We start from the raw sequence: 20,389 nt of genomic DNA, 5'->3' as shown, positions 1-20,389 counted from the left end.
CTCCAATTCATCCTGCAGAGATGCGCCAGCCGAGGAAGGCGGCCAAGCCGGCCATTGCCAGCCAGCACACCTACACCCGAAGCCGTCTTTGATTCAGCGACTACCGCAGCCGCAGCAACTACTTGTCGTCTTTTCGGTCGTGACGTTGGTCGGCGCGACGGGTGTCGGGCTGTATCCCGCGTCCTTGATGGCCTCGGCCAGCTCATCGGCATCGGCGGAGTTGGGCTCGACCAGCACGCGATGCGTTGCCAAGTCGATCTGCACCTTGGCGGCGTGGTCCACGGCCTTCAGTGCCTTGGTGATGGTGCTGACGCAGTGACCGCAGGTCATGTCGTTGACTTCGAAGGCGATCATGGTGTCCTCCTGGGACTGGGTTGATGACAGCTGGACTTTCGAGCCTCCCACAGTGGGAAGGTCAAGCCCAGCAAGCGAAGAATCTCTTCAGAAAGTGACGGATTGCCACGACCTCTTGACCTTGCCAATGTGGGAACCTTGACTGTCATCGCGGTGACCACCAGAGCCTCATGTGTCGGGAGGCGAGGCTCGCCGACCCAGAGCTCCTCGCGCTGTGCGACAAGATCGTCAAGGCACAACGTGCCGAGATCAACCAGATGGAGGCGATCGCCGCACGCCTGCGCGTGGCCACGTAGCGAAAAACGCCCCCTTGACCTGACTCGGAGGCGATATGACGCTTTCCTTTGCGCTGGCGCAAGGTCATGCCCTCGTGCCGCTTCACGGCGCCGCTAGACTCGCGACATGAAAGTGAGGAAGGCCTACCTGCGTTGCATCGCGAGCTTGCTCGCAACGGTCATGGTGTGTCTTCAACTTGCCACCGCGGCCTATGCTTGCCCGGCGCCCGCACCCGCGGGCTCATCGATCGCCGGCATGGCCGGCATGGCCGGCATGACCGATTGCGAGCAGATGTCCGCGATGGACACCGAACAGCCGCAGCTGTGCAAGGCGCACTGCGACCGCGACAAGCAGACGGTCAGCAACGTGCCTGCACCGGATCTGGCGCCCACGGTCATCCTCGACCCGCTGCTGACCCGCCTGGCCCTCTGGCTGCCGCCCGAAGCGGCCGAGGCACTTCCGGCGGTGATCACCGCCCATACCGGCCCGCCTGACGGCACGCTGCCGGTCTATCTCGCCCTCCAAGTCTTCCGCAATTGAGCCCTGACGCTCGCGCGGCCGCGTTCGCGGCGGTGCGACCACGTCTCGCGATCGTGCTCGATCGCTTCCAGGGTCTTTGTGGAGAGCCTTCATGGCCATCTTTTTACGGGCGGGATTGCAGTCCCGTCCTCTCGTCGCGGCCGCCTTCGTGGTTGCCGTCTTCCTGGCCGCCCCAGCGGCCCATGCCGCACCACTGAACTTCGAGCAGGCGCAACTGCTGGCCGAGCAACGCTCGGCGGCGCTGACGGCGCGACAGGCCACCGCCGACGGCGCGCAACAGGCACGCGCGGCTGCAGGACAACTGCCCGATCCGAAGCTGGCGGTTGGCGTCGAGAACTTTCCGATTTCGGGACCGGAGCGTTTCAGCTGGAACCGGGAATCGATGACGATGCGCCGGGTCGGCGTCATGCAGGACGTGCCCAACGCTGCCAAGCGGGCAGCACGGCGCGCCGCTGCCGGCGCCAGGGCGGAACGCGAGCGAGCGATGCTGGAGGCCGAACGTCTGGCCGTGAGGCGCGAGGCCGCGCTGGCCTGGCTCAATCTGCACTTCGCCGAGCGCAAGCTCGCCGCCTTTGCCACCCTTGAGCAGCAGAACCGACTCCTGCAGGACACCTTGGCCGCGCGCGTGGCTTCTGGCGCCACAACACCTGCCGACGCGCTGATGGCACGCCAGGAGTTGCTGGACCTGGCCGACCGCAGGGACGAGCTTCAGGCCGGTGTCGAGCAGGCACGCGCCCTGTTGCGTCGGTGGACGGGGGAGCAGTCGGACATGGCAACAGCCTCCGAGGCGCCGGTGCTGCGGCTCGATCTCGCCCGATTGCTCGGTGGGCTTGATCGGCACGCCGAGCTTCTCGCCTTCAACCCGATGCTGGCCATGGCCCGTGCTGATCTCGATGAGGCCGTGGCCATGCGCCGAGGGGATTGGGGCTGGGAGGTGGCCTACGGCAACCGTGCCCGGTCCTTCGGGGATTTGGTGTCCTTCCAGTTGACGTTCGAGCTGCCGGTCTCCAAGTCCACCCGTCAGGAACCTGTGATCGCCTCGCGCCAGAAGGAGGTAGAACGGCTGCAGGCCGAACGCGAGGACGCATTGCGCCGAATCCGTGCCGACGTCGACGGCCAGGTGGCCGAGCTGCAGCGCCTGGAGCGCGTGCAGCAGCGCCAGCGCAGCGTCGCCTTGCCCCTCGCGCAGGAGCGCGCCCAAGTGACGCTGGCCAGCTACCAGTCGGGTCGTGCCGACCTCGGTGCCGTGCTCGCCGCGCGCAAGAACGCCATCGAGGCGCAGTTGCGCGATCTCGCTCTCCAAGCCCAGGTGCTCGCGCAGCAGGCCCGCCTGGCCTATCTCATTGCGGAGTGACCCCATGACCTCCAACAGCAAGTTGTCTGCCGCGGCCATGGTCCTGGTCGCCCTCGGCGCCGGGCTTGGCTATGGCGTCGCACAGTGGCGCGCCGGGGTATCGCCTGTCGGGCATTTCGCAACCTCGCCAGCCGCCGCCAGCGGCGCGGTGACCGGTGACCGCAAGGTGCTCTATTGGTACGACCCCATGTCGCCGCAGCAGAGATTCGACAAGCCCGGCAAGTCGCCCTTCATGGACATGCAGCTGGTTCCGAAATATGCAGACGACGCGCCGACCGGCGGCGTGGCCGTCGATCCCCGTGTGGCCCAGATGCTCGGTGTGCGCACCGCAACTGCAGAAAAGCAGCGCATCGGCACCGCGCTGCAAGTCCCAGCCACCGTCCAGCTCAACGAACGCGATATCTCGATCCTGCAGGCCCGCACGGCAGGCTTCGTCCAGCGAGTCGCCCGCCTGGCACCCGGTGACGTCGTGGCCGCCGGCGCCTTCATTGCCGAACTGCTCGTGCCGGAATGGGCCGGCGCCCAGCAGGAGTTCCTGGCGGTGCGCGGTACCGGCGACGAAGTTCTGGCTAGCGCGGCGCGCCAGCGCCTCGTGCTCATGGGCATGCCAGCTTCCCTCATCCAGCAGGTCGAGCGAACGGGTCAAGTCCAGGCGCTGACGACGGTGCATGCGCCCACCGGAGGCCTGGTGCAGGAGTTGATGGTCCGTCCGGGCATGACGGTGTCCCAAGGTATGAGCCTGGCCCGCATCACCGGGCTGTCCACGGTCTGGATCGAGGCTGCGTTGCCCGAAGCTCAGGCCGGCATGGCGCGGGTGGGCGAACCGGTCGATGTGGTGCTGACGGCTTTCCCGGGCGAGACGCTGCGCGGCAAGATCAGCGCGGTGCTGCCGGAGGCCAGCAGCGAGACGCGCACGCTGCGCGTCAGGGTCGAGTTGCGCAACCCCCAGGGGCGCCTGCGGGCCGGCATGTTTGCAACGATGCGGCTGGGCGGGTCCAGCGAGGAAGCACTGGTCGTCCCCGCCGAGGCGGTCATCCGCACCGGCCAGCGCGTGGTGGTCTACGTCGTCGAGCAGCCCGGGCGCTTCACGCCGGTCCAGGTTCGCCTGGGCCGCGAGCTGGGCGACAAGCTGGAGGTCCTGCAGGGCTTGCAGCCGGGCCAGCAGGTTGTCGCTTCGGGCCAGTTCCTCATCGATTCCGAGGCCAGCATGCAGGGGGTGATGCAGCGGCAGGCGAGCCCCGGTGCGCCTGCCGCCAGCGCCGCGCTGCGCCTTGAACCCAAGGGAGGCGCCCAATGATCGCCGCACTGATCCGCTGGTCGGTCGGCAACCGCTTCCTGGTGCTGCTGGCCACGCTCTTTCTCGCTGTCGCCGGCGTGCTGTCGTTGCGCTCCACGCCCATCGACGCGCTGCCGGACCTGTCGGACGTGCAGGTCATCATCCGCACCAGCTACCCCGGCCAGGCGCCGCAGATCGTCGAGAACCAGGTCACCTACCCGCTGGCGACGACCATGCTGTCGGTGCCGGGCGCCAAGACCGTGCGTGCGTTCTCGTTCTTCGGGGACTCCTTCGTCTACGTGATCTTCGAGGACGGCACGGACCTGTACTGGGCACGCTCCCGCGTGCTGGAGTACCTCAACCAGGTCCAGAGCAGGTTGCCGGCAACGGCCAAGCCTTCGCTTGGGCCCGACGCGACCGGCGTGGGCTGGGTGTTCCAGTACGCGCTGGTGGACCGCAGCGGGCAGCACGATCTGTCGCAGCTGCGCGCGCTGCAGGACTGGTTCCTCAAGTTCGAGCTGAAGGCCGTCGCCAATGTCGCCGAGGTCGCCACCGTCGGCGGCATGGTCAAGCAGTATCAGGTGGTCATGGATCCGGCCAAGCTGGTCGCCTACGGCATCACGCACAACCAGGTGCGCGAGGCGCTGATGAACGGCAACCAGGAGGCCGGTGGCGCGGTGCTGGAACTGGCCGAGGCCGAGTACATGGTGCGCGCCAGCGGCTTCCTCAAGTCACTGGACGATTTCCGCAGCATCGTGCTGGCCAACCGCAATGGCGTGCCGGTGCTGCTGGGCCAGGTCGCCACCGTCCAGATCGGCCCGGAGATGCGCCGCGGCATCACTGAGCTGGATGGCGAAGGCGAGGCGGTGGGCGGCGTGGTGATCCTGCGCACCGGCAAGAACGCCCAGGCCACCATTGCCGCGGTCAAAGACAAGCTCAAGCAGCTACAGGCCAGCCTGCCCAAAGGCGTCGAGATCGTCACGACCTATGACCGCAGCTCGCTGATCCAGCGGGCCATCGACAACCTGTCGATGAAGTTGGTCGAGGAATTCATCGTGGTCGCGCTCGTCTGTGCGGTGTTCCTGTGGCACTTGCGCTCCGCGCTGGTAGCCATCATCTCGCTACCGCTGGGCGTCATGGCGGCCTTCCTGATCATGCAATACCAGGGGCTGAACGCCAACATCATGTCGCTGGGCGGCATCGCCATTGCCGTCGGCGCCATGGTGGATGCGGCCGTCGTCATGATCGAGAACGCGCACAAGAAGCTGGAGGCTTGGCAGCACGCGTACCCGGATGAAGAGTTGAAGGGTGAGGCCCGCTGGGCGGTCATCACTGACGCCGCCGTCGAGGTGGGGCCAGCGCTGTTCTTCTCGCTGCTGATCATCACGCTGTCCTTTGTCCCGGTCTTTACGTTGCAGGCGCAGGAGGGTCGGCTGTTCGGGCCTCTGGCCTACACGAAGACCTATGCCATGGCGGCTGCTGCGGGCCTGTCGGTCACGCTGATCCCGGTGCTGATGGGCTACTGGATTCGCGGACGCATCCCGGACGAGCGGCGCAATCCGATCACGCGGGGGCTGATCGCGATGTATCGGCCGGCGCTGGAAGTCGTGCTGCGCTGGCCCAAAGCCACGATCGTGGTGGGCGTGGCGGCGTTCGCGACAACCTTATGGCCTCTGATGCGCCTGGGGGGTGAGTTCCTGCCACCCCTGGACGAGGGCGACCTGTTGTACATGCCATCGGCGCTCCCTGGCCTGTCGGCCCAAAAGGCCGCCGAGCTGCTGCAGATCACCGATCGCATGATCAAGACGGTGCCCGAGGTGCAACGGGTGTTCGGCAAGGCCGGGCGGGCCGAGACCGCCACCGACCCGGCGCCATTGGAGATGTTCGAGACCACCGTCCAGCTCAAGCCGCGCGACCAGTGGCGCCCGGGCATGACGCCGGAGAAGCTGGTGGAGGAACTGGACCGCACGGTGAAGGTGCCTGGCCTGAGCAACATTTGGATCCCACCGATCCGCAACCGCATCGACATGTTGGCCACTGGCATCAAGAGCCCCATCGGCGTGAAGGTCTCCGCCACGGATCTGACCGCCATTGATCGGGTCGCTGCCCAGATCGAGGCGGTGGCGAAGAATGTGCCCGGTGTCAGCTCGGCGTTGGCCGAGCGACTGACTGGCGGCCGCTACGTCGACGTGCAGATCGACCGGGCGGCAGCGGCGCGGTTTGGCATGAACGTGAGTGACGTGCAGGCGGTGGTGTCAGGCGCCATCGGAGGCGAGAACGTCGGCGAGACCGTCGAAGGACTGGCCCGTTTCCCGATCAACCTGCGCTATCCGCGCGAACTGCGCGACACGCCGCAGAAGCTGCGCAACCTGACGGTGCTCACACCCGGTGGCCAGCAGGTGACGCTGGGCAGCTTGGCCACCGTCGCGCTTGTCGACGGCCCGCCCATGCTCAAGAGCGAGAACGCCCGGCCATCCGGCTGGGTCTACGTCGACGTGCGCGGCCGTGACCTGGCGTCGGTCGCTGGTGACTTGCGGCGCGCGGTGGCCCAGCAGGTGCGCCTGGAGCCGGGCATGAGCCTGGCGTACTCCGGGCAGTTCGAGTACATGGAGCGCGCCAACGAGCGGCTGAAGGTCGTCGTGCCGGCGACGCTGCTCATCATCTTCGTGCTGCTGTACCTGACGTTCCGGCGTGCCGAGGAGGCTGCGCTGATCATGGCCACGCTGCCGCTCGCGTTGACCGGCGGGGTGTGGTTCCTCTACCTGCTGGGCTACAACCTGTCCGTGGCCACCGGCGTGGGCTTCATCGCGCTGGCGGGGGTGTCGGCGGAATTCGGGGTGGTGATGCTGCTGTACCTCAAGCACGCGCTCGAAGACCGGGTGCGCGCCGGCATGCCCATGACGCGGGACGTGGTGCTCGACGCCGTCCGCGAGGGCGCCGTGCTGCGGGTGCGGCCCAAGGCAATGACGGTGGCCGTGATCCTCGCCGGCCTGCTGCCCATCGTCTGCGGCTCGGGCACCGGCTCCGAGGTCATGAGCCGGATTGCCGCGCCCATGCTTGGCGGCATGTTGACGGCGCCGCTGCTGTCCCTTTTCGTCGTGCCTGCGGCTTTCACATTGATGCGGGGAAGGCCGCAGCCAGCTGCATGCCTGCAGTGACACGCTTGGCACTAGAAATCAGCCACCTTGCCCCAGGACGATTCGTTGAATCGTGCGGGGTTGAAAGGTGCGGGATCGAAGATTGGCCGGGCACCCGTGACCAGGTCGGCGATCAGGTGGCCTGCGCCGGGGCCGATGCCGAACCCGTGGCCGGAAAAGCCCGCGGCCAGGATGAAGCCGGGCATCTGAGGCAGTTCCCCGATACCCGGCACGCCGTCGGGCGTGCTGTCGATGTAGCCCGCCCAGGTGCTGGCGATGCGGGCGTCGCGCAGCGCCGGCAACAAGTCGATGGCACGGCGGTGGGTTTCGCGAACCCCGGCAGGATCGGGCTTCGGGTTGAGGATCCGCGCGCGTTCCATCGGCGTGGGAGCGTCCAGCTTCCAGCGTGTGCGGGTCTCGTGGCCCCAGCGCATGCCTTCCCAGCCGCCGGGAAACACGTTGCGCCAGCGCTTGGCGAACATCGGGATGAACTGTGGCGCGAAGCGCATCAATTGCGGCGTGGGGTCGACGCGCCCACGGCCGCTGATGGCCAGGACGTAGTGGCCGTCGGGCCGACGGGTGACTGCGACGCGCGGGCCCGCCAGGGCGTCCGGCAGGCGCTGTTCCACCGGTGCCAGGCGCACGATGGATTGGCGCACCGTGGCGACCGGAAACTGCACACCAAGCTGGTTGCAGAACGACGACGCCCACGCACCGCCCGCGAGAACCGCGGTGCGGGTCTTGATGGTCCCGGCTTCCGTCACGACGCCGCTGACACGCCCGCCTTCCAGCTCGATGCCGCGAGCGGCGCAGTTCTGGTGGACGGTGCCGCCGAGTTTCATGAGCGCGGCTGCCACGGCAGGTGCCGCCTTGGCCGGGTCGGCCGTACCGTCGCTCGGCGAGAAGACGCCGCCTTTCCAGGCGCGGCCGGTCGCCTGGCCCCGTTCCGACGCCTCGCGGCCACTGAGCATGTGGGTGGTCACGCCAGCCGTCTTCGCCAGCTCGCGCCAGCTGGCCCAGCCGGAAATCTGCGCTTCGTCGTCGCTCAGGTAGAGCAAGCCGCAGCGCTTGAAGCCGGTGTCCTCGCCGGTGTCGGCGGCAAACTGATCCCAGAGTTCAAGGCTCTTGGTGGCCATCGGCAGTTCGCGGGCGTCCCGGTTCTGCTGGCGGCACCAGCCCCAGTTGCGGCTCGACTGCTCGGCGCCGATGAGGCCCTTCTCGACCACGGCGACCGACAGGCCGCGCCGGGCCAGGTAGTAGGCGGTGAAGACACCGATGATGCCGCCGCCGATCACGACAACGTCGGCGCTGGCCGGCGGCTTGGGCGAGGTCTCGATGAGGCGCAATGGCTGGGACATATTGGATCTTGACAGTCGTTTCAGGCCGGGACGGTTTGCACCACGTAGAACTTCGCGACGTGGTCGTGGCTCTCCCAGCCGATGGGGGCGCCCTGCGGCACGAAAATCGCATCGCCGGCGCCCGCCGACAGCACGCTGCCGTTGGGACTGGCGAATCGCACGTTGCCGGCCAGCAGGTGCATGAATTCATTGAGAGGATGCGGGCGGACGATGCGGTGATAGGGCGTCGAGTCCCAGGTGCCGGCGCGGTACTGCGTCTGCTCCTCAGTGAAGGCGTTGTCGCTGCGGCAGGCCGGGCTCGGGCCTAGCAGCGTTTGCGCCGGTGGCGGGTTGGAGGGCTTCAGGTCGGCCTCGGCGCGCAAGGGCGTGATGCCGGGCGCCGATGGGCCATCACTTGCGGCTGCGCAGCACACGAAGCGCACGCCAACCCCGGCCTGGATGCGCACCGCAGTCCCCCGTGCAATGACGGCGCCCGCCTCGGGACCGAGCACCAGCGGCGCCGCGCCAGCCGCTGTCAGCGTCAGCTGGCCCGCCACGACGACGAGGGTCTCGGTATGAGGAAAGCTGGCCACGTCGATATCGCCAGTGAAGTTGACCCGGCCGGCGATCATCGCGCCGGGTCCTTCCCAGGCGATCTCGCGACATGGCGCGAACGGGTCGTCCTTGCCGAAGGCCGCCTTGCGGAAGGGGGTTGAGATGGGGGCGCCGTGGGCGCGGTGCAGCAGCAGGGCTGCGGTCATGTTGGCTCCTCGTTCATGTAGCCAAGAATGGCTTTGGTTTCCAGGTATTCCTGCAGGCCTTCGACGCCGTACTCACGGCCGTTGCCCGACCGCTTGTAGCCGCCGAAGGGGGCGTGTGGGTTCCAGGCCGGATGGTTGATGTGCACCTGTCCGGAACGGATCCGGGCAGCGACGGCGCGCGCGGCGCCGAGATCCTGGCTCTGCACATGGGCACCCAGGCCGTAGACCGTGTCGTTGGCGATCTCCACGGCTTCGTCCACGCTGTCGTAGGGAATGATGGCCAGCACCGGCCCGAAGATCTCCTCCTGCGCGATGCGCATACGGGGCTGCACGCTGGAGAAGATGGTCGGGCGGACGTAGAAGCCGCGCTCCAGGTCGGGCGGCCGGCCGGGGCCGCCGCAGACGAGCCGGGCGCCTTCTGAGATGCCGGCCTCGATCATTTCCTGCACGCGGTTGAACTGGGCGCGATTGGCGACCGGACCGTGCGTCGTCTGCGGCAAGCGCGGGTCACCCACGACGAGGGCCGCGGCCGCTTCGGCGGCGAGCCGCTCGACCTCCGCCAGGCGCTCGCGCGGCACGATCATGCGGGTCGGGGCGCTGCAGGACTGGCCGACGTTGCGGAAGGCCGCGGCCACGCCCAGAGGTATGGCGCGCGGGAGGTCCGCGTCGGGCAGAACGATGTTGGGCGACTTGCCGCCCAGTTCCTGCGCGACCCGCTTGACCGTCGGCGCGGCCGCCTGGGCCACCAGCACGCCGGCGCGGGTCGAGCCGGTGATGGAGATCATGTCCACATCCGGGTGCGACGCCAGCGCTGCGCCAACCTCCGGCCCCTCGCCGTTGACGAGGTTGAACACGCCGGCAGGGACGCCGGCATCGCGCATCACCTCGGCGAAGAGCAGCGCGCTCAAGGGCGACAGCTCGCTGGGCTTCAGCACGACGGTGCACCCCGCCGCCAGCGCGGGGCCGACCTTGGCGGTGATCTGGTAAAGCGGCCAGTTCCAGGGCGTGATCAGCCCGCACACGCCGATGGGTTCGCGCAGGATGGCGACGCCCTCGCGATGCACGAGGAAGGGGTAGCCGCGCAGCACGTCCCGCGCCACGCGGATGTGCTCGGCGGCCACTGGCACCTGGTGGCTGCGCGCCATGCTGATGGCCGCGCCCATCTCCAGCGAGATGGCCTGTGCAAACAGCTCAGCGCGCTCCAGGATCAAGGCGTGCACTCGGTCGAGCAGCGCGGCCCGGGTTTCGACCGCACTGACGGACCAGGTGGTGAAGGCCCGCCGGGCTGCGGCCACGGCGGCGTCGACGTCCTGCGCATTGCCCAGCGCGATCTCCGCGACGGCCTGCTCCGTCGACGGGTTGGTGACGGCGCTGCGGGCCGCACCCGCCGGAGTGCGCCACTCACCGCCGATGAAGACGCGATCCAGGTGGCCGGCGTTCATGAGACGCTCGATGACGGGGTTCATTCAGTGTGTCCTTTGGGACCTGACAAGGCGAACGAAAGTAGACATGAAGGGCCGCTTGAGGGCGTGCCGGATGTGCGCCGGACTTCGCAAGAATCTGTCGTGCCGGCCCCGCAGAACAGCGAGCGCTGCTGTGGATGGCCGCTGCCCCGGATCTAAGCTCGGCCATGCTTGAAGAACAGATCCCCGCCACTGCGGTCGACGACCTGATGCCCGACCTGGTCGCCTTGCGCCGCGACCTGCATGCCCACCCGGAGCTGGCCTTCCAGGAGCGGCGCACCGCCGGCATCGTCGCGGCGGCGTTGCGCCTGCTCGGGCTCGAAGTGCACGAAGGCCTGGGTGGCACCGGTGTCGTCGGCACGCTGCGCCACGGCACGAGCGGCCGCTCGGTCGGGCTGCGTGCCGACATGGACGCACTGCCGATGGCCGAGCAGTCGCGCCTGGGCCATGCCAGCCGCCATGCCGGCGCACACCACGGCTGCGGCCACGACGGCCACACCGCCATGCTGCTCGGCGCCGCGCGGCACCTGGCACGCACCCGGCTGTTCGACGGCACGGTGCACTTCATCTTCCAGCCGGCCGAGGAAGGGCAGGGCGGCGCCCGCGTGATGGTGGAGCAGGGCCTGTTCGAACGCTTCCCCTGCGACGCGGTCTACGCACTGCACAACTGGCCCGACCTGCCGCTGGGCCACGCGCAGACACGGCCCGGCCCCATCATGGCGGCGGCCGACCGCTTCGACATCACGCTGCGCGGCCGGGGTGGCCACGCCGCGCAGCCGCACCACACGCCCGACGCGCTGCTGGCCGCGAGCCAGCTGGTCGTGCAGCTCAACACCATCGTCTCGCGCCGCATCGACCCGGCCGATTCGGCCGTGCTGTCGGTCACCAAGCTGGAGGGCGGCCAGAGCCACAACGTGCTGCCGGCCGAAGCCCGCATCACCGGCACGGTCCGCAGCTTCGACGCAGCGGTGCAGGACCGCATCGAGTCCGCGCTGCGCGACGCGGCGGCCGGCGTGGCGCTGGGCCATGGCCTGGCGGTCGACGTGGCCTACACCCGCTACTACCCGTCCACCATCAACACGCCGGCGGAGGCCGCGCTCGCACTGGCCGCCGCTGCCGACGCCGGTCTGCAGGCCACCGAAGCACCCAGGCCCGCCTTCACCAGCGAAGACTTCGCCTTCATGCTGCGCGAGCGGCCGGGCGCCTACCTATGGTTGGGGCAGGGCGGCGAAAGGCCGCTGCACCATCCCTGCTACGACTTCAACGACGAGGCGTTGCCTCTCGGCGTGCGGTGGTTCTGTGCGGTGGTGGAGTGCGTGCTTCGGCCCGGCGAATGATCGTCGGCAAAGCTGGAGCGACGGGCATTCGTGAAGTGACCGCGGCGCCTCCGGGACCGGCCCTTCAGAGTGGGCCTTGTCTGCGCCGACCCAGGATCTAGGTACCTCTCGGATCAACGGCAGGTATCACAGTCGGCCAGCTGGCGGTTCCGACCCGTTGCAGTCATCGCGTCTGCGGCTTTGGACGACAGCTACGTGCCCAAAGCTGAAGCTCGAGACCGACGGCGGACGGCGGCACCGCAGCGGTTGCAGTAATTCGATCAGGACAATCGAGTGGCAACATTCGGCCATTGCTGTCGTTCGCTGCCGACTTTTCTTGAGTAGGCATCCCATCGGAGAAAGAGTGTGACGAAGAAGATGGTCGAGTTCCGAGGCATCGAGGTCGTAGAAGGGTGGCCGGAGAGAATTCAAGAGGCTCAACTTCTTCTCACTTGTCACCCGAACGGCAAGGAGATGGGGCGCGTTCGGTATGGCGCGGAGGAGGACGACTGGGGCGCGAACGACCGGGCATGCCACGACTGTGGCGTCATCAAAGGCGAACTCCATGTTCCTGGGTGCGATGTTGAACGCTGCCCTTCGTGTGGAGGTCAGATATTCGGATGTGACTGCGATTGGTCGACAGATGGAGTCGAGCCGCCTGCTGCCAAACCGTCGAAGCCCTTCACCGACAAGCAGCTGAAGATCGTCGCTGCACGGAAGAAGTTCGTATGGCGTCATACCGGCTTTGCTTCAAACGGAGACGCCATATTTGAAGTGCACAACGGATCGGACATGCGATTGCCATACCTCTCCGTTGGAGTTCAGGGCCGAGGAGGGACCAAGTTGATCGGCGCCGTATGGCTCAATGTGGCTGGTATCGAGCCAGGCTCCAGCGGAAGGGTGCAACATGACTGCTATTCAGACCAACTCCGTCAAGACGAGGTTGAGTGCTTCAGCACGGCGGACCCTACGCCCGAGACCAGAGATCGCTTCTGGGAGTTCAACAGGCTCCCAAAGAAACGGGCGCCGGATGTGTGACCGGGTGGCCGAGCAAGTGTTCTTCGGCAAGCCTCAGGCCGCGGCTCAACTTCAACGTGAGCTTCTGCTAACGAGTGACGAATTTCGCGCTTGAGGTGACCGCTCAGCTTGGATAGCTGCCTGCCGTCTGGCCTGCCGTGAACGGCAGCAACCAGCCTGGAGCCGACGGCGGCTTGAGGGCTGCACCGCGCGCAGCGAGGAATGCAGGCTTGTCGCGAAGTCGCGGGCACCTTGTCGGCCAGCTCTTGTCGGCGGCCACCCCGACCCGGTCCCTTAACGACGACTGGCCGGGCCCCCAGGCAAAATCCAGATGATCGGGGCGACCCTGGCGTCAGGCCTGCCGGGAAGCCCACCTTTAAGAATGGAGCAGCGTCAATGGCACTGACGAAGAAGGGCGAGTTCTGGTACGGGACGACGTCCGGCGACACCCAGGCCGAGCTGCGCAGCTACAGCGTTGCGAATCGCCATGAGGCCGTCCGGTTTGCCGCGTCCAAATGCGATTGCGGGTGCCGGACCTTCGCGCTACAGACCGATGAAGAAGCCGGCGTGGCGATCCGCACCTGCACCGACTGCGGGCAGGAACACCTGATGGGCAACAGCGCGGACTACGTTGAAGAATCCGTGCCCGAGGCGCACGAGTGCGTGTGCGAGAACGAGGTGTTCGAGCTGATGTCCGGCGTCTCCGTGTACGCGGGCACACATGACGTGCGCTGGTACTACATCGCTTGCCGCTGCGTGGAATGCAATCTGGTCGGGGTCTTCGCAGACTGGAAGTGTGAAGCGGGTGATGCTGCGGCCTTCCTCGCCAAGGTATGAGCGGCCGAACCCCGCAGAGATCAGGCTCGCACGCTCGGGGTCACGCAAGGCTCAGAGTCGGGGCTCAAGTTTCAAGCCCTAGCACGAGCAACGCCTGACCCTCTCGCGCTGGAATGCCAAGCCTCGGCACATCGACGGCGCCATGATCGCACTTACCGCGCGAGCGGCCGAGGGGTGTCATGAAGTGGGCGGCGGACTTGGCTGTATCAATGACGGCTAGCGCTGCGGTCCCGTCCTCGGTCGTCGATCATGACCTTCCGCTTTGGGCACGAAGCCGGCGCCCGAAGCAGCAGAGGCGATGACCGCTCATGGCCGCCAGTGTGAAGCCATCCAGAGTCCCGAGAGCCGACATACTGGGTCGCAACGACGGGGTGCCCGGCGCAATGTCCCGGAGGCACCGCCTGCGGACCGACGGTTGCGCCAGATGCCCATCGTGACGCGCGGACCAGGGGCGGTGTCGCGTCGTCGCTCAAGCCTTCACTTCGACCACCTGTTCGAAGCCGCCAAAGATCATGCGTTTGCCGTCGAAGGGCATGGGCGGGTTGCCGGGCGTGGACGGATCCATGCGCGGGTCCTCCATCATCTTCTTCATGCCTGCGTCGCGCGTGGCCTTGTCCGGCCATTCGACCCACGAAAAGGCGACCGTCTCCTCGGCGGTGGCCTGGACTGCGCGGCGGAAATCGGTGACCTTGCCGTCAGGGACGTCGTCGCCCCAACCTTCGATCACACGGGTCGCGCCCAGCTCAAGGAACATCGCGTCGAAGTGGCGCGCGTGCTCAATGAACTTCTGCTTGTTGGCGGTAGGGACCGCGATCACGAAACCATCGATGTATGACATGTCTTCACTCCTGTTAAGTTGACCGGACGGAGCGCCCCTGAGGGCACCTCGTCTCCCATCGACGAACGACGGGAACCCAAATCGACATGGCCTGCCTGTTGGAGGACATGCGCCCTGTGGCGGCGCCGAAACAGCATGCCCGTGGGATCAACCGCCGCGGTGCCCTCAGCGTAGACGCCTTGGCCCAGCAGGTTACGCCGAGCGACCCGGCTCCCGACTGCAATTGTTTCGGAGCCTGCGACGTGGAGCCGGTCGGCGCAACCCGGCGCCGGCGTCGGGAGCGCCGTTTGCTGGCAGGGTGCTCGGTCCGGCTGCGAGCGCATCGGGGCGGTCTTGCCGGGCCAGTTCAATCTCGCGAAGGAGTCGTAGCGAGGCCCGGTCAGAACGAGTGCGTCATGCCCGCGCCGTAGACCTCTTTGGTACCGGTGCCGAGCAGGCGCTTGGAGGCCAGGTCCGCATACACCGTGGTGCGCTTGGACAGGCTGTAGCCGGCGCTCACCGAGACCATCTTCTCCTTCTTCAGGCCGTCCACGTCGGCCTGGCCCCAGCCTGCCTTCAGCGTCGTGGCGCCCATCACATAGACCGCGCCCAGCGTCGTCACCTTGGCCTTGGAGCCGGCGACGGATTCGCTGGCGTTGTACATGCCCATCAACGACAGCATGCCGAAGGCGGCGCGCACGCCGACCGAGGTCTCGGTGGCGCCGGCGCTGTTCTTGCCGCTGCCCAGCATCATGCGCAGCTTGCCGTCGTTGTAGAGCAGGGTGGCGGCGCGCGTCTTCGCCACAGCGCCTGCGGGCGATTCGGGCGAGGCGCTGACGTGAAGCGAGACGTTGGCGAACTTCGGCGAGTCGTAGAAGACCGCGTTGGCCACGCGGCCCGAGCCGCCGCCGGCCGGGTCGGCGGAGTAGTTCCAGTGCCACAAATCCCAGGCGGGCGACACGATGCGGTCGTAGTTGCTCCAGGCGTCGAAGGCCCAGTCCTGCGCCTGGACGGCGTCGAGCGCGCGGCCCAGGCGCAAGGCGCCGAAGCCGCCCTTGATGCCGACGGTCGACTCGCCGTGCCAGAACGGCCTGCCCGTGCCGGCCTCCGACGCGCCGGTGTCCGCGTCGAAACGGTGGCGCAGGCGGAAGGTCGCGGCCAGGCCGTCGCCGAGATCCTCGTTGCCAGCGAACTCCAGGTGGCTGCGCTGGATGGTGCCGACGTTCGTGCGGCCGGCTGTGTCGCGGAACACGCCCGCGTCGATGCTGCCGCTGACCGTGACGTTGGATTGCGCGTTGGCGACGCTGCCGCACAAGGCAGCGCCGGTGACGACGAGAAGGCGGATACGGGTGAAAGCTGTCATGGATTCCCTCTTGTAGGTTGCTTGTCGGCGACGACGAGGGGCTGCAACTTCGATCCGGAAGCCGCACCGCTCGGTGCCAGGGCATTCCAGCACCGGGGGCTTCGCGCGGCGTCGCGTTGTGGCCGCCCGCGGCGGCACGAACTGCGGTTGTGGAAGGCGCGGGCAGCGCGATCTGCGCCGATGCCGAAACCGCGCGGCGCGCAGACGATTGCTGCGGTTGGGAGGGGTGTTGCCGGCAGCGTCTGCGGCGTCATCACGACGCGGCGGCGCGGGTTCAGGTGGCTTGTGTCAGCGGCATGAAGTGGGAGGCGGCCCAATGCGCAGCAGGCCCGCATGGTGCGGGCCTGCTCAGTCGGTGCGGGCGCTCAGCGCGTTTCGTGGAACAGCTTCTCGATCGGGCAATGCGTCTTCACGAACGGCGACTTGATGACGATGTAGCTGAAGTACTTCTCGATGCCGATATTGCGTTCGAGCAGGCCTTCGATGACCTGCTGGTAGTGGTTCACGCCGCGCGTCATGAAGCGCAGCAGGTAGTCGTAGCCGCCGCTGACGAGGTGGCACTCGAGGATCTCGTCGACCTCGCGGATGGCGCTCTCGAAGCGGATGAAGTCCTCGCGGTGGTGGTCGGTCAGCGTGACTTCGGTGAACACCGTCAGCGTGTCGCCCAGCTTCTCCAGCCGCAGATGGGCGCCGTAGCCGCTGATGTAGCCGGCCTGCTCCAGGCGCTTGACGCGGATGAGGCAGGGGCTCGGTGACAGTCCGACCGCATCGGCGAGATCGACGTTGGTGATGCGGCCGTTCTTCTGCAGCTGGGCCAGGATGCGCAGGTCCAACCGGTCGAGTTTGAGAGCTTCTGCCATGGTGGGTGCCCAAAGGTTGGCGAATGGCGCGATTGTGTGGCGCCGGTGTTCAGCCGCCGGACATCGCCGCGCGCACGTTGGGTGCCGCCAACGCATCGTCCAGCACGCGGCGCAGGCGTGTGAACAACTCGTCGAGTTCGACCTCGGTGATGGTCAGCGCGGGAGCAAAACCCAGCACGTGGTCGCCGAAGCTGCGGAACACCAGGCCGCGCTGGTAGCCGAGGGCGAACAGCCGGTCGGCCAGGCCCAATGCCGGGTCGAAGCCGCGCCGGCTGGCCTTGTCGCTCACCAGTTCCAGCGCGCCGAGCAGGCCGCGGTAGCGCACGTCGCCCACCAGCGGGTGCGAGCGCAAGGCCTCCAGCCCGGCGGCAAAGCGCGTGGCGACGCGCTGGGCGTTCGCGAGGATGCCGCCCTCTTCGTACAAGCGGATCACTTCCAGCGCCACCGCTGCAGACACCGGATGCGCCGAGTAGGTCGCGCCGTGGCCGATGGGCTGGCCGGCCGGGGCGCCGTCGGCGATGCCGGCGTAGACCTGCTCGGACATCATCGTCGCGCCCATCGGCACATAGCCCGACGTCAGGCCCTTGGCCAGCGTCATCAGGTCGGGCTGCACGCCTTCGGCATCGCAGGCGAACATCGTCCCGGTGCGGCCGAAGCCGGTGATGACCTCGTCGACGACGAACAGGATGTCCAGCTCGCGCGCCGCGTCGGCCATCGCCTTCAGCCAACCGGGCGGCGGCACGATGACGCCGCCGGAACCCTGGATGGGCTCGCAGAAGAAGGCGGCGACGTTCTCCGCCCCCAGCTCGGTCACCTTGGCGCGCAGCGAGGCGACGGAGGCGGCGATCAGCGCCTGCGCGTCACCGCCGCTTTCATGGTGGTAGGGGTTGGGCGACGGGATGTGGTGCTGCGTGGCCAGCGGCAGGTCGAAGCCGCGGTGGAAGACCGGCAGTGCCGTCAGCCCCGCGCCGGTGGAGGACGAGCCGTGATAGCCCCGCTGCAGCGCGATGAAGTGCTTCTTGGTGGGCCGGCCGGTGTTGTTGTAGTACTGGACGATGAAGCGCACGGCGGCGTCGACCGATTCCGAGCCGCCCAGCGTCAGGTAAGCGCGGGTCAGCGAGGCCGGCGTGATCTCGACCAGCTTGGCCGCCAGGCGAATGGCCGGCTCGCTGGCGAAATGGAAGTAGCCGGTCGCATAGGGCAGGCGGCGCATCTGCTCGACGGCGGCCTGCACGACGCTCTCCTGGCCGTAGCCGACGTTGACGCACCACAAGCCCGCGAAGGCGTCGAGCAGCTCGCGACCCTGGGCATCCTGCAGCCAGACGCCGTGGCCTGAGCTCAGCACCATCGGGCCGCGCTCCTCGTGCCGGCGCCACGGTGCCACGGGGTGGATGAGATGCGCGCGGTCCAGGCCGGCCAGCGCAGCGTGCTGTTCCGGGGTGGTGATGGCGGCTCGGGCGGCGGTTTGGGCGAGGGGGAGGGCGGTCATGAGCAGCGTGTTGCAGTGGATGGCTGACGCTCAGTTTGGGCGTTCGGGCTCGCCGGTGGGTGCTGCATTGGCCGCTCGCGGCAGCGTCTTGCGCTGAACTGCGGGCCGCCACGGCAGAAGCTGCCGCTCGCGCTCAATAGCCTTTGCTGCGATCCACCAGGCCCACCAGCGGCAGCCCGGCTTCGAAACGCCGCAGGTTGTCCAGCACCACCGCGGCCGCCGTGTCAGGCTGCGTCATGCTGGCGATGTGCGGCGTGATCTGCACGCGCGGATGGCGCCACAGCGGGTCGTCCGCCGGCAGGGGCTCGGGATCGGTCACGTCGAGCACGGCTTCGCCGAGGCGGCCGTCGTCAAGGGCGCGCAACAGGTCTGCGCTCACCAGCTGCGGGCCGCGGCCGACGTGAACCAGCGCCGCGCCGCGCGGCAGTGCGTTGAACAACGCGCTGTTGAGCAGGCCGCGCGTCGCGTCGGTCAGTGGCAGCAGGCAGACCAGGATGTCGCTGCGGCCCAGGAAGGCAGCGCGCTCGCCCTCACCGGCAAAACACCGCACGCCGTCGATGCTGCGCCGGCTGCGGCTCCAGCCGGCGCAGTCAAAGCCCAGGCCGCGCAGCGCCTGCAGCACGGCTTCGCCAAGTGAGCCCAGCCCCAGCACGCCGACGCGGCACTGCGCCGCGGTACGCACCGGCAAAGGCCGCCACAGCCCCTGGGCCTGCTGGCGCCGGTAGGCGGGGCGGTCGCGGTGCATATCCAGCACGGCATGCAGCACGTACTCGACCATGCCCTGCACGATGCCGGGCTCGACCATGCGCACCAGCGAGACAGTCGGTGGCAGCGCGGCGAGGTCGAACTGGTCCACACCGGCGCCGGTCGAGAACAGCAGCTTCAGGTTCGGGAAGCGCTGGGCCAGCTGCTCGGGCTGCTGCCAGGTGGCGAGGTATTGAACTTGGGCTGGATCGCCCACGTCCGGCCAGAGCCGGAAGTCCAGCGTTGGCGCGCCGTGGCGGAACAGTTCGCCCCAGCGCCGGCCGCGCTCGGCGTCGGCTATGTAGAGGAAGGTGGTCATGGCGCCTCAGAGGGTGAGAGTTTTTCAGACGTGCCCGAAAGGCGCGTCAAAACGCCCTCGAACTAGGCGCAAAGCGCAGCCATAGCGGGCTATGGCGAGCATTTGCAACGACGGGCGAGGGCGTTTTGGCGGGCAAGGCGGGCATGGATGAAAAGCTCTCACCCTCTTAGCCCAAGGCCTGCGTGACGATGGCGTAGCTCTTGGGCGCACCCGGCGCCGCTGGCTTGGCAGCCGGGCCGCGTTGCATGACCACCGGCGCGTCCACGCGCAGCAGGCCCATCGCCTCCAGCCATTCGGCCAGGCCGCTGTCCAGGTCGATGTCGATGCGCGTGAAGCGGCCGGCGTTGGTGCCGGCCAGGTGGGCAATGAGGGCCTTGGCGCCTTCGTCGTCCGGCGCGACGACCGGCCCGATGGCGTGGCCGCGGCCGAAGCGGCGCAGCAGGCCAAAGCCGCGCACCGTGCCGCCGTCGTCGAGCACTACGGTGGACTCTGCCTCGGCCAGCAGTTCATCCATCAACGCGTCGCGCGGCATGCCGCAGGCTTGCGCGTCGAGCGCCTTCAGCACCGGCGCATCGGAAGCGCCCGCCGGCCGCAGACGCCAGCCGCTATCCAGGGCCACCAGCGGCGCCGGTTGCGCGATGCCCTGGTGCTGGCGCAGCTCGCCGACGCGCACGAAGCCCAGGCGCTCGTAGAGGCCGCGCCCTTCGAGCGTGGCGTTGAGCCGAACGCGGCAATCCTGCAGGCCATCAAGCACCGCGCTCATCAGGCGGTGGCCGATGCGCCGGCCCTGCTGCGCCGGCGCGACGATGACCAGGCCGATGGTCGCGTCCTGCGCCCCCCAGCGAAAGCGCAGGGCGGTGCCGACGATCTCGCCGTCGCGCTCGGCGACGACGCCCTCGGCGTGGTGGAAGACCTGCTTCCAGTCGGCCAGGCGGTGGGGCCAGCGCAGCGTGTCGGACAGGTCGTGAGCGGCCGCAAGATCAGCGGCACTCATCTTGCGCAGCCGCACGCCGTCGTCGGCGGGAACTGCATTCGTGGTGGCGGGGGCACCCATGTGGCGGGGTCTCCTGAAGGGCAAGGGGTTGCCGATGTTGCAGCCTTTCGCGGGTGCCGCGCCAGCCCAAATACG

The 20,389-nt window shown here is 68.0% G+C and carries 18 protein-coding genes; 8 read left to right on the top strand and 10 right to left on the bottom strand.

Translation table 11 applies throughout. The annotated features are described in order from the left end of the window. Nucleotides 1-93: 93 nt before the first annotated feature. Nucleotides 94-354: a heavy-metal-associated domain-containing protein gene (locus ASC91_RS12720; protein ID WP_056197121.1), complete on the bottom strand. Its 261-nt coding sequence runs from the start codon at nucleotides 352-354 to the stop codon at nucleotides 94-96. A 170-nt stretch (nucleotides 355-524) separates the two neighbouring features. Between ASC91_RS12720 and ASC91_RS30645 the strand changes: the two genes are divergently transcribed. The 5 genes from ASC91_RS30645 to ASC91_RS12700 all read left to right on the top strand — a co-directional run bounded on the left by ASC91_RS30645 (nucleotide 525) and on the right by ASC91_RS12700 (nucleotide 6,958). Beyond that, entirely contained in the window at nucleotides 525-650 is a 126-nt protein-coding gene (locus ASC91_RS30645) for a hypothetical protein (protein ID WP_268795254.1), read from the top strand. A 106-nt stretch (nucleotides 651-756) separates the two neighbouring features. Then, nucleotides 757-1,170 (top strand): hypothetical protein, encoded by a 414-nt coding sequence (locus ASC91_RS12715; RefSeq protein ID WP_056197119.1) that lies wholly within the window; start codon nucleotides 757-759, stop codon nucleotides 1,168-1,170. 91 nt (nucleotides 1,171-1,261) lie between these two features. Continuing rightward, complete coding sequence (locus ASC91_RS12710; RefSeq protein WP_082532630.1) at nucleotides 1,262-2,524, top strand: TolC family protein; 1,263 nt, start codon at nucleotides 1,262-1,264, stop codon at nucleotides 2,522-2,524. A 4-nt stretch (nucleotides 2,525-2,528) separates the two neighbouring features. Beyond that, complete coding sequence (locus tag ASC91_RS12705) at nucleotides 2,529-3,821, top strand: efflux RND transporter periplasmic adaptor subunit (protein WP_056197116.1); 1,293 nt, start codon at nucleotides 2,529-2,531, stop codon at nucleotides 3,819-3,821. Beyond that, nucleotides 3,818-6,958: an efflux RND transporter permease subunit gene (locus ASC91_RS12700; RefSeq protein ID WP_056197114.1), complete on the top strand. Its 3,141-nt coding sequence runs from the start codon at nucleotides 3,818-3,820 to the stop codon at nucleotides 6,956-6,958. Before ASC91_RS12705 ends, ASC91_RS12700 begins: the two co-directional genes overlap by 4 nt. Nucleotides 6,959-6,969: 11 nt before the next feature. On the opposite strand, the gene ASC91_RS12695 is transcribed toward ASC91_RS12700, so the two are convergent. From ASC91_RS12695 to ASC91_RS12685, 3 genes are read right to left on the bottom strand one after another with little or no spacing between them, the layout of a single operon-like run. Further along, nucleotides 6,970-8,295 (bottom strand): FAD-binding oxidoreductase, encoded by a 1,326-nt coding sequence (locus ASC91_RS12695; protein WP_056197112.1) that lies wholly within the window; start codon nucleotides 8,293-8,295, stop codon nucleotides 6,970-6,972. A gap of 20 nt (nucleotides 8,296-8,315) precedes the next feature. Next, complete coding sequence (locus ASC91_RS12690; protein ID WP_056197110.1) at nucleotides 8,316-9,035, bottom strand: cupin domain-containing protein; 720 nt, start codon at nucleotides 9,033-9,035, stop codon at nucleotides 8,316-8,318. Further along, the gene (locus ASC91_RS12685; protein ID WP_056197108.1) at nucleotides 9,032-10,501 is read right to left on the bottom strand and encodes an aldehyde dehydrogenase family protein; all 1,470 of its coding nucleotides are present in this window, start codon (nucleotides 10,499-10,501) and stop codon (nucleotides 9,032-9,034) included. The genes ASC91_RS12690 and ASC91_RS12685 overlap by 4 nt, the downstream gene beginning before the upstream one ends. 164 nt (nucleotides 10,502-10,665) lie before the next feature. On the opposite strand from ASC91_RS12685, the gene ASC91_RS12680 reads away from it, so the two are divergent. The 3 genes from ASC91_RS12680 to ASC91_RS12675 all read left to right on the top strand — a co-directional run bounded on the left by ASC91_RS12680 (nucleotide 10,666) and on the right by ASC91_RS12675 (nucleotide 13,668). Next, the gene (locus tag ASC91_RS12680) at nucleotides 10,666-11,835 is read left to right on the top strand and encodes a M20 aminoacylase family protein (RefSeq protein WP_056197106.1); all 1,170 of its coding nucleotides are present in this window, start codon (nucleotides 10,666-10,668) and stop codon (nucleotides 11,833-11,835) included. Between the two features lie 345 nt (nucleotides 11,836-12,180). Next, nucleotides 12,181-12,852 (top strand): hypothetical protein, encoded by a 672-nt coding sequence (locus ASC91_RS29385; protein WP_157281518.1) that lies wholly within the window; start codon nucleotides 12,181-12,183, stop codon nucleotides 12,850-12,852. Nucleotides 12,853-13,227: 375 nt separating this feature from the next. After that, nucleotides 13,228-13,668 carry a hypothetical protein gene (locus tag ASC91_RS12675; RefSeq protein ID WP_056197105.1) on the top strand — a complete coding sequence of 147 codons (441 nt, stop codon included), beginning with the start codon at nucleotides 13,228-13,230 and terminating at the stop codon, nucleotides 13,666-13,668. A gap of 469 nt (nucleotides 13,669-14,137) precedes the next feature. Here ASC91_RS12675 and ASC91_RS12670 read toward each other — a convergent pair whose 3' ends face one another. The 6 genes from ASC91_RS12670 to ASC91_RS12645 form a co-directional block, all read right to left on the bottom strand. Continuing rightward, nucleotides 14,138-14,506: a DUF1428 domain-containing protein gene (locus ASC91_RS12670; protein ID WP_056197103.1), complete on the bottom strand. Its 369-nt coding sequence runs from the start codon at nucleotides 14,504-14,506 to the stop codon at nucleotides 14,138-14,140. A 379-nt stretch (nucleotides 14,507-14,885) separates the two neighbouring features. Then, nucleotides 14,886-15,848, bottom strand: coding sequence for a porin (locus ASC91_RS12665; RefSeq protein ID WP_082532629.1), 963 nt, complete (start codon nucleotides 15,846-15,848; stop codon nucleotides 14,886-14,888). Between the two features lie 365 nt (nucleotides 15,849-16,213). Then, entirely contained in the window at nucleotides 16,214-16,708 is a 495-nt protein-coding gene (locus tag ASC91_RS12660; protein WP_056197100.1) for an Lrp/AsnC family transcriptional regulator, read from the bottom strand. Between the two features lie 49 nt (nucleotides 16,709-16,757). Beyond that, nucleotides 16,758-18,197, bottom strand: a complete 1,440-nt coding sequence (locus tag ASC91_RS12655) for an aminotransferase class III-fold pyridoxal phosphate-dependent enzyme (RefSeq protein WP_056197098.1) — start codon at nucleotides 18,195-18,197, stop codon at nucleotides 16,758-16,760. Between the two features lie 133 nt (nucleotides 18,198-18,330). Then, nucleotides 18,331-19,260 carry a glyoxylate/hydroxypyruvate reductase A gene (locus tag ASC91_RS12650; protein ID WP_056197096.1) on the bottom strand — a complete coding sequence of 310 codons (930 nt, stop codon included), beginning with the start codon at nucleotides 19,258-19,260 and terminating at the stop codon, nucleotides 18,331-18,333. Between the two features lie 166 nt (nucleotides 19,261-19,426). Next, a complete protein-coding gene (locus ASC91_RS12645; RefSeq protein ID WP_056197093.1) occupies nucleotides 19,427-20,314 on the bottom strand; it encodes a GNAT family N-acetyltransferase in 888 nt (295 codons plus the stop codon). Nucleotides 20,315-20,389: the final 75 nt, after the last annotated feature.

It is taken from the genome of Pelomonas sp. Root1237, from assembly GCF_001425055.1.
Lineage (GTDB): Bacteria > Pseudomonadota > Gammaproteobacteria > Burkholderiales > Burkholderiaceae_C > Pelomonas.
This window is presented reverse-complemented; position numbering and strand designations above follow the sequence as displayed.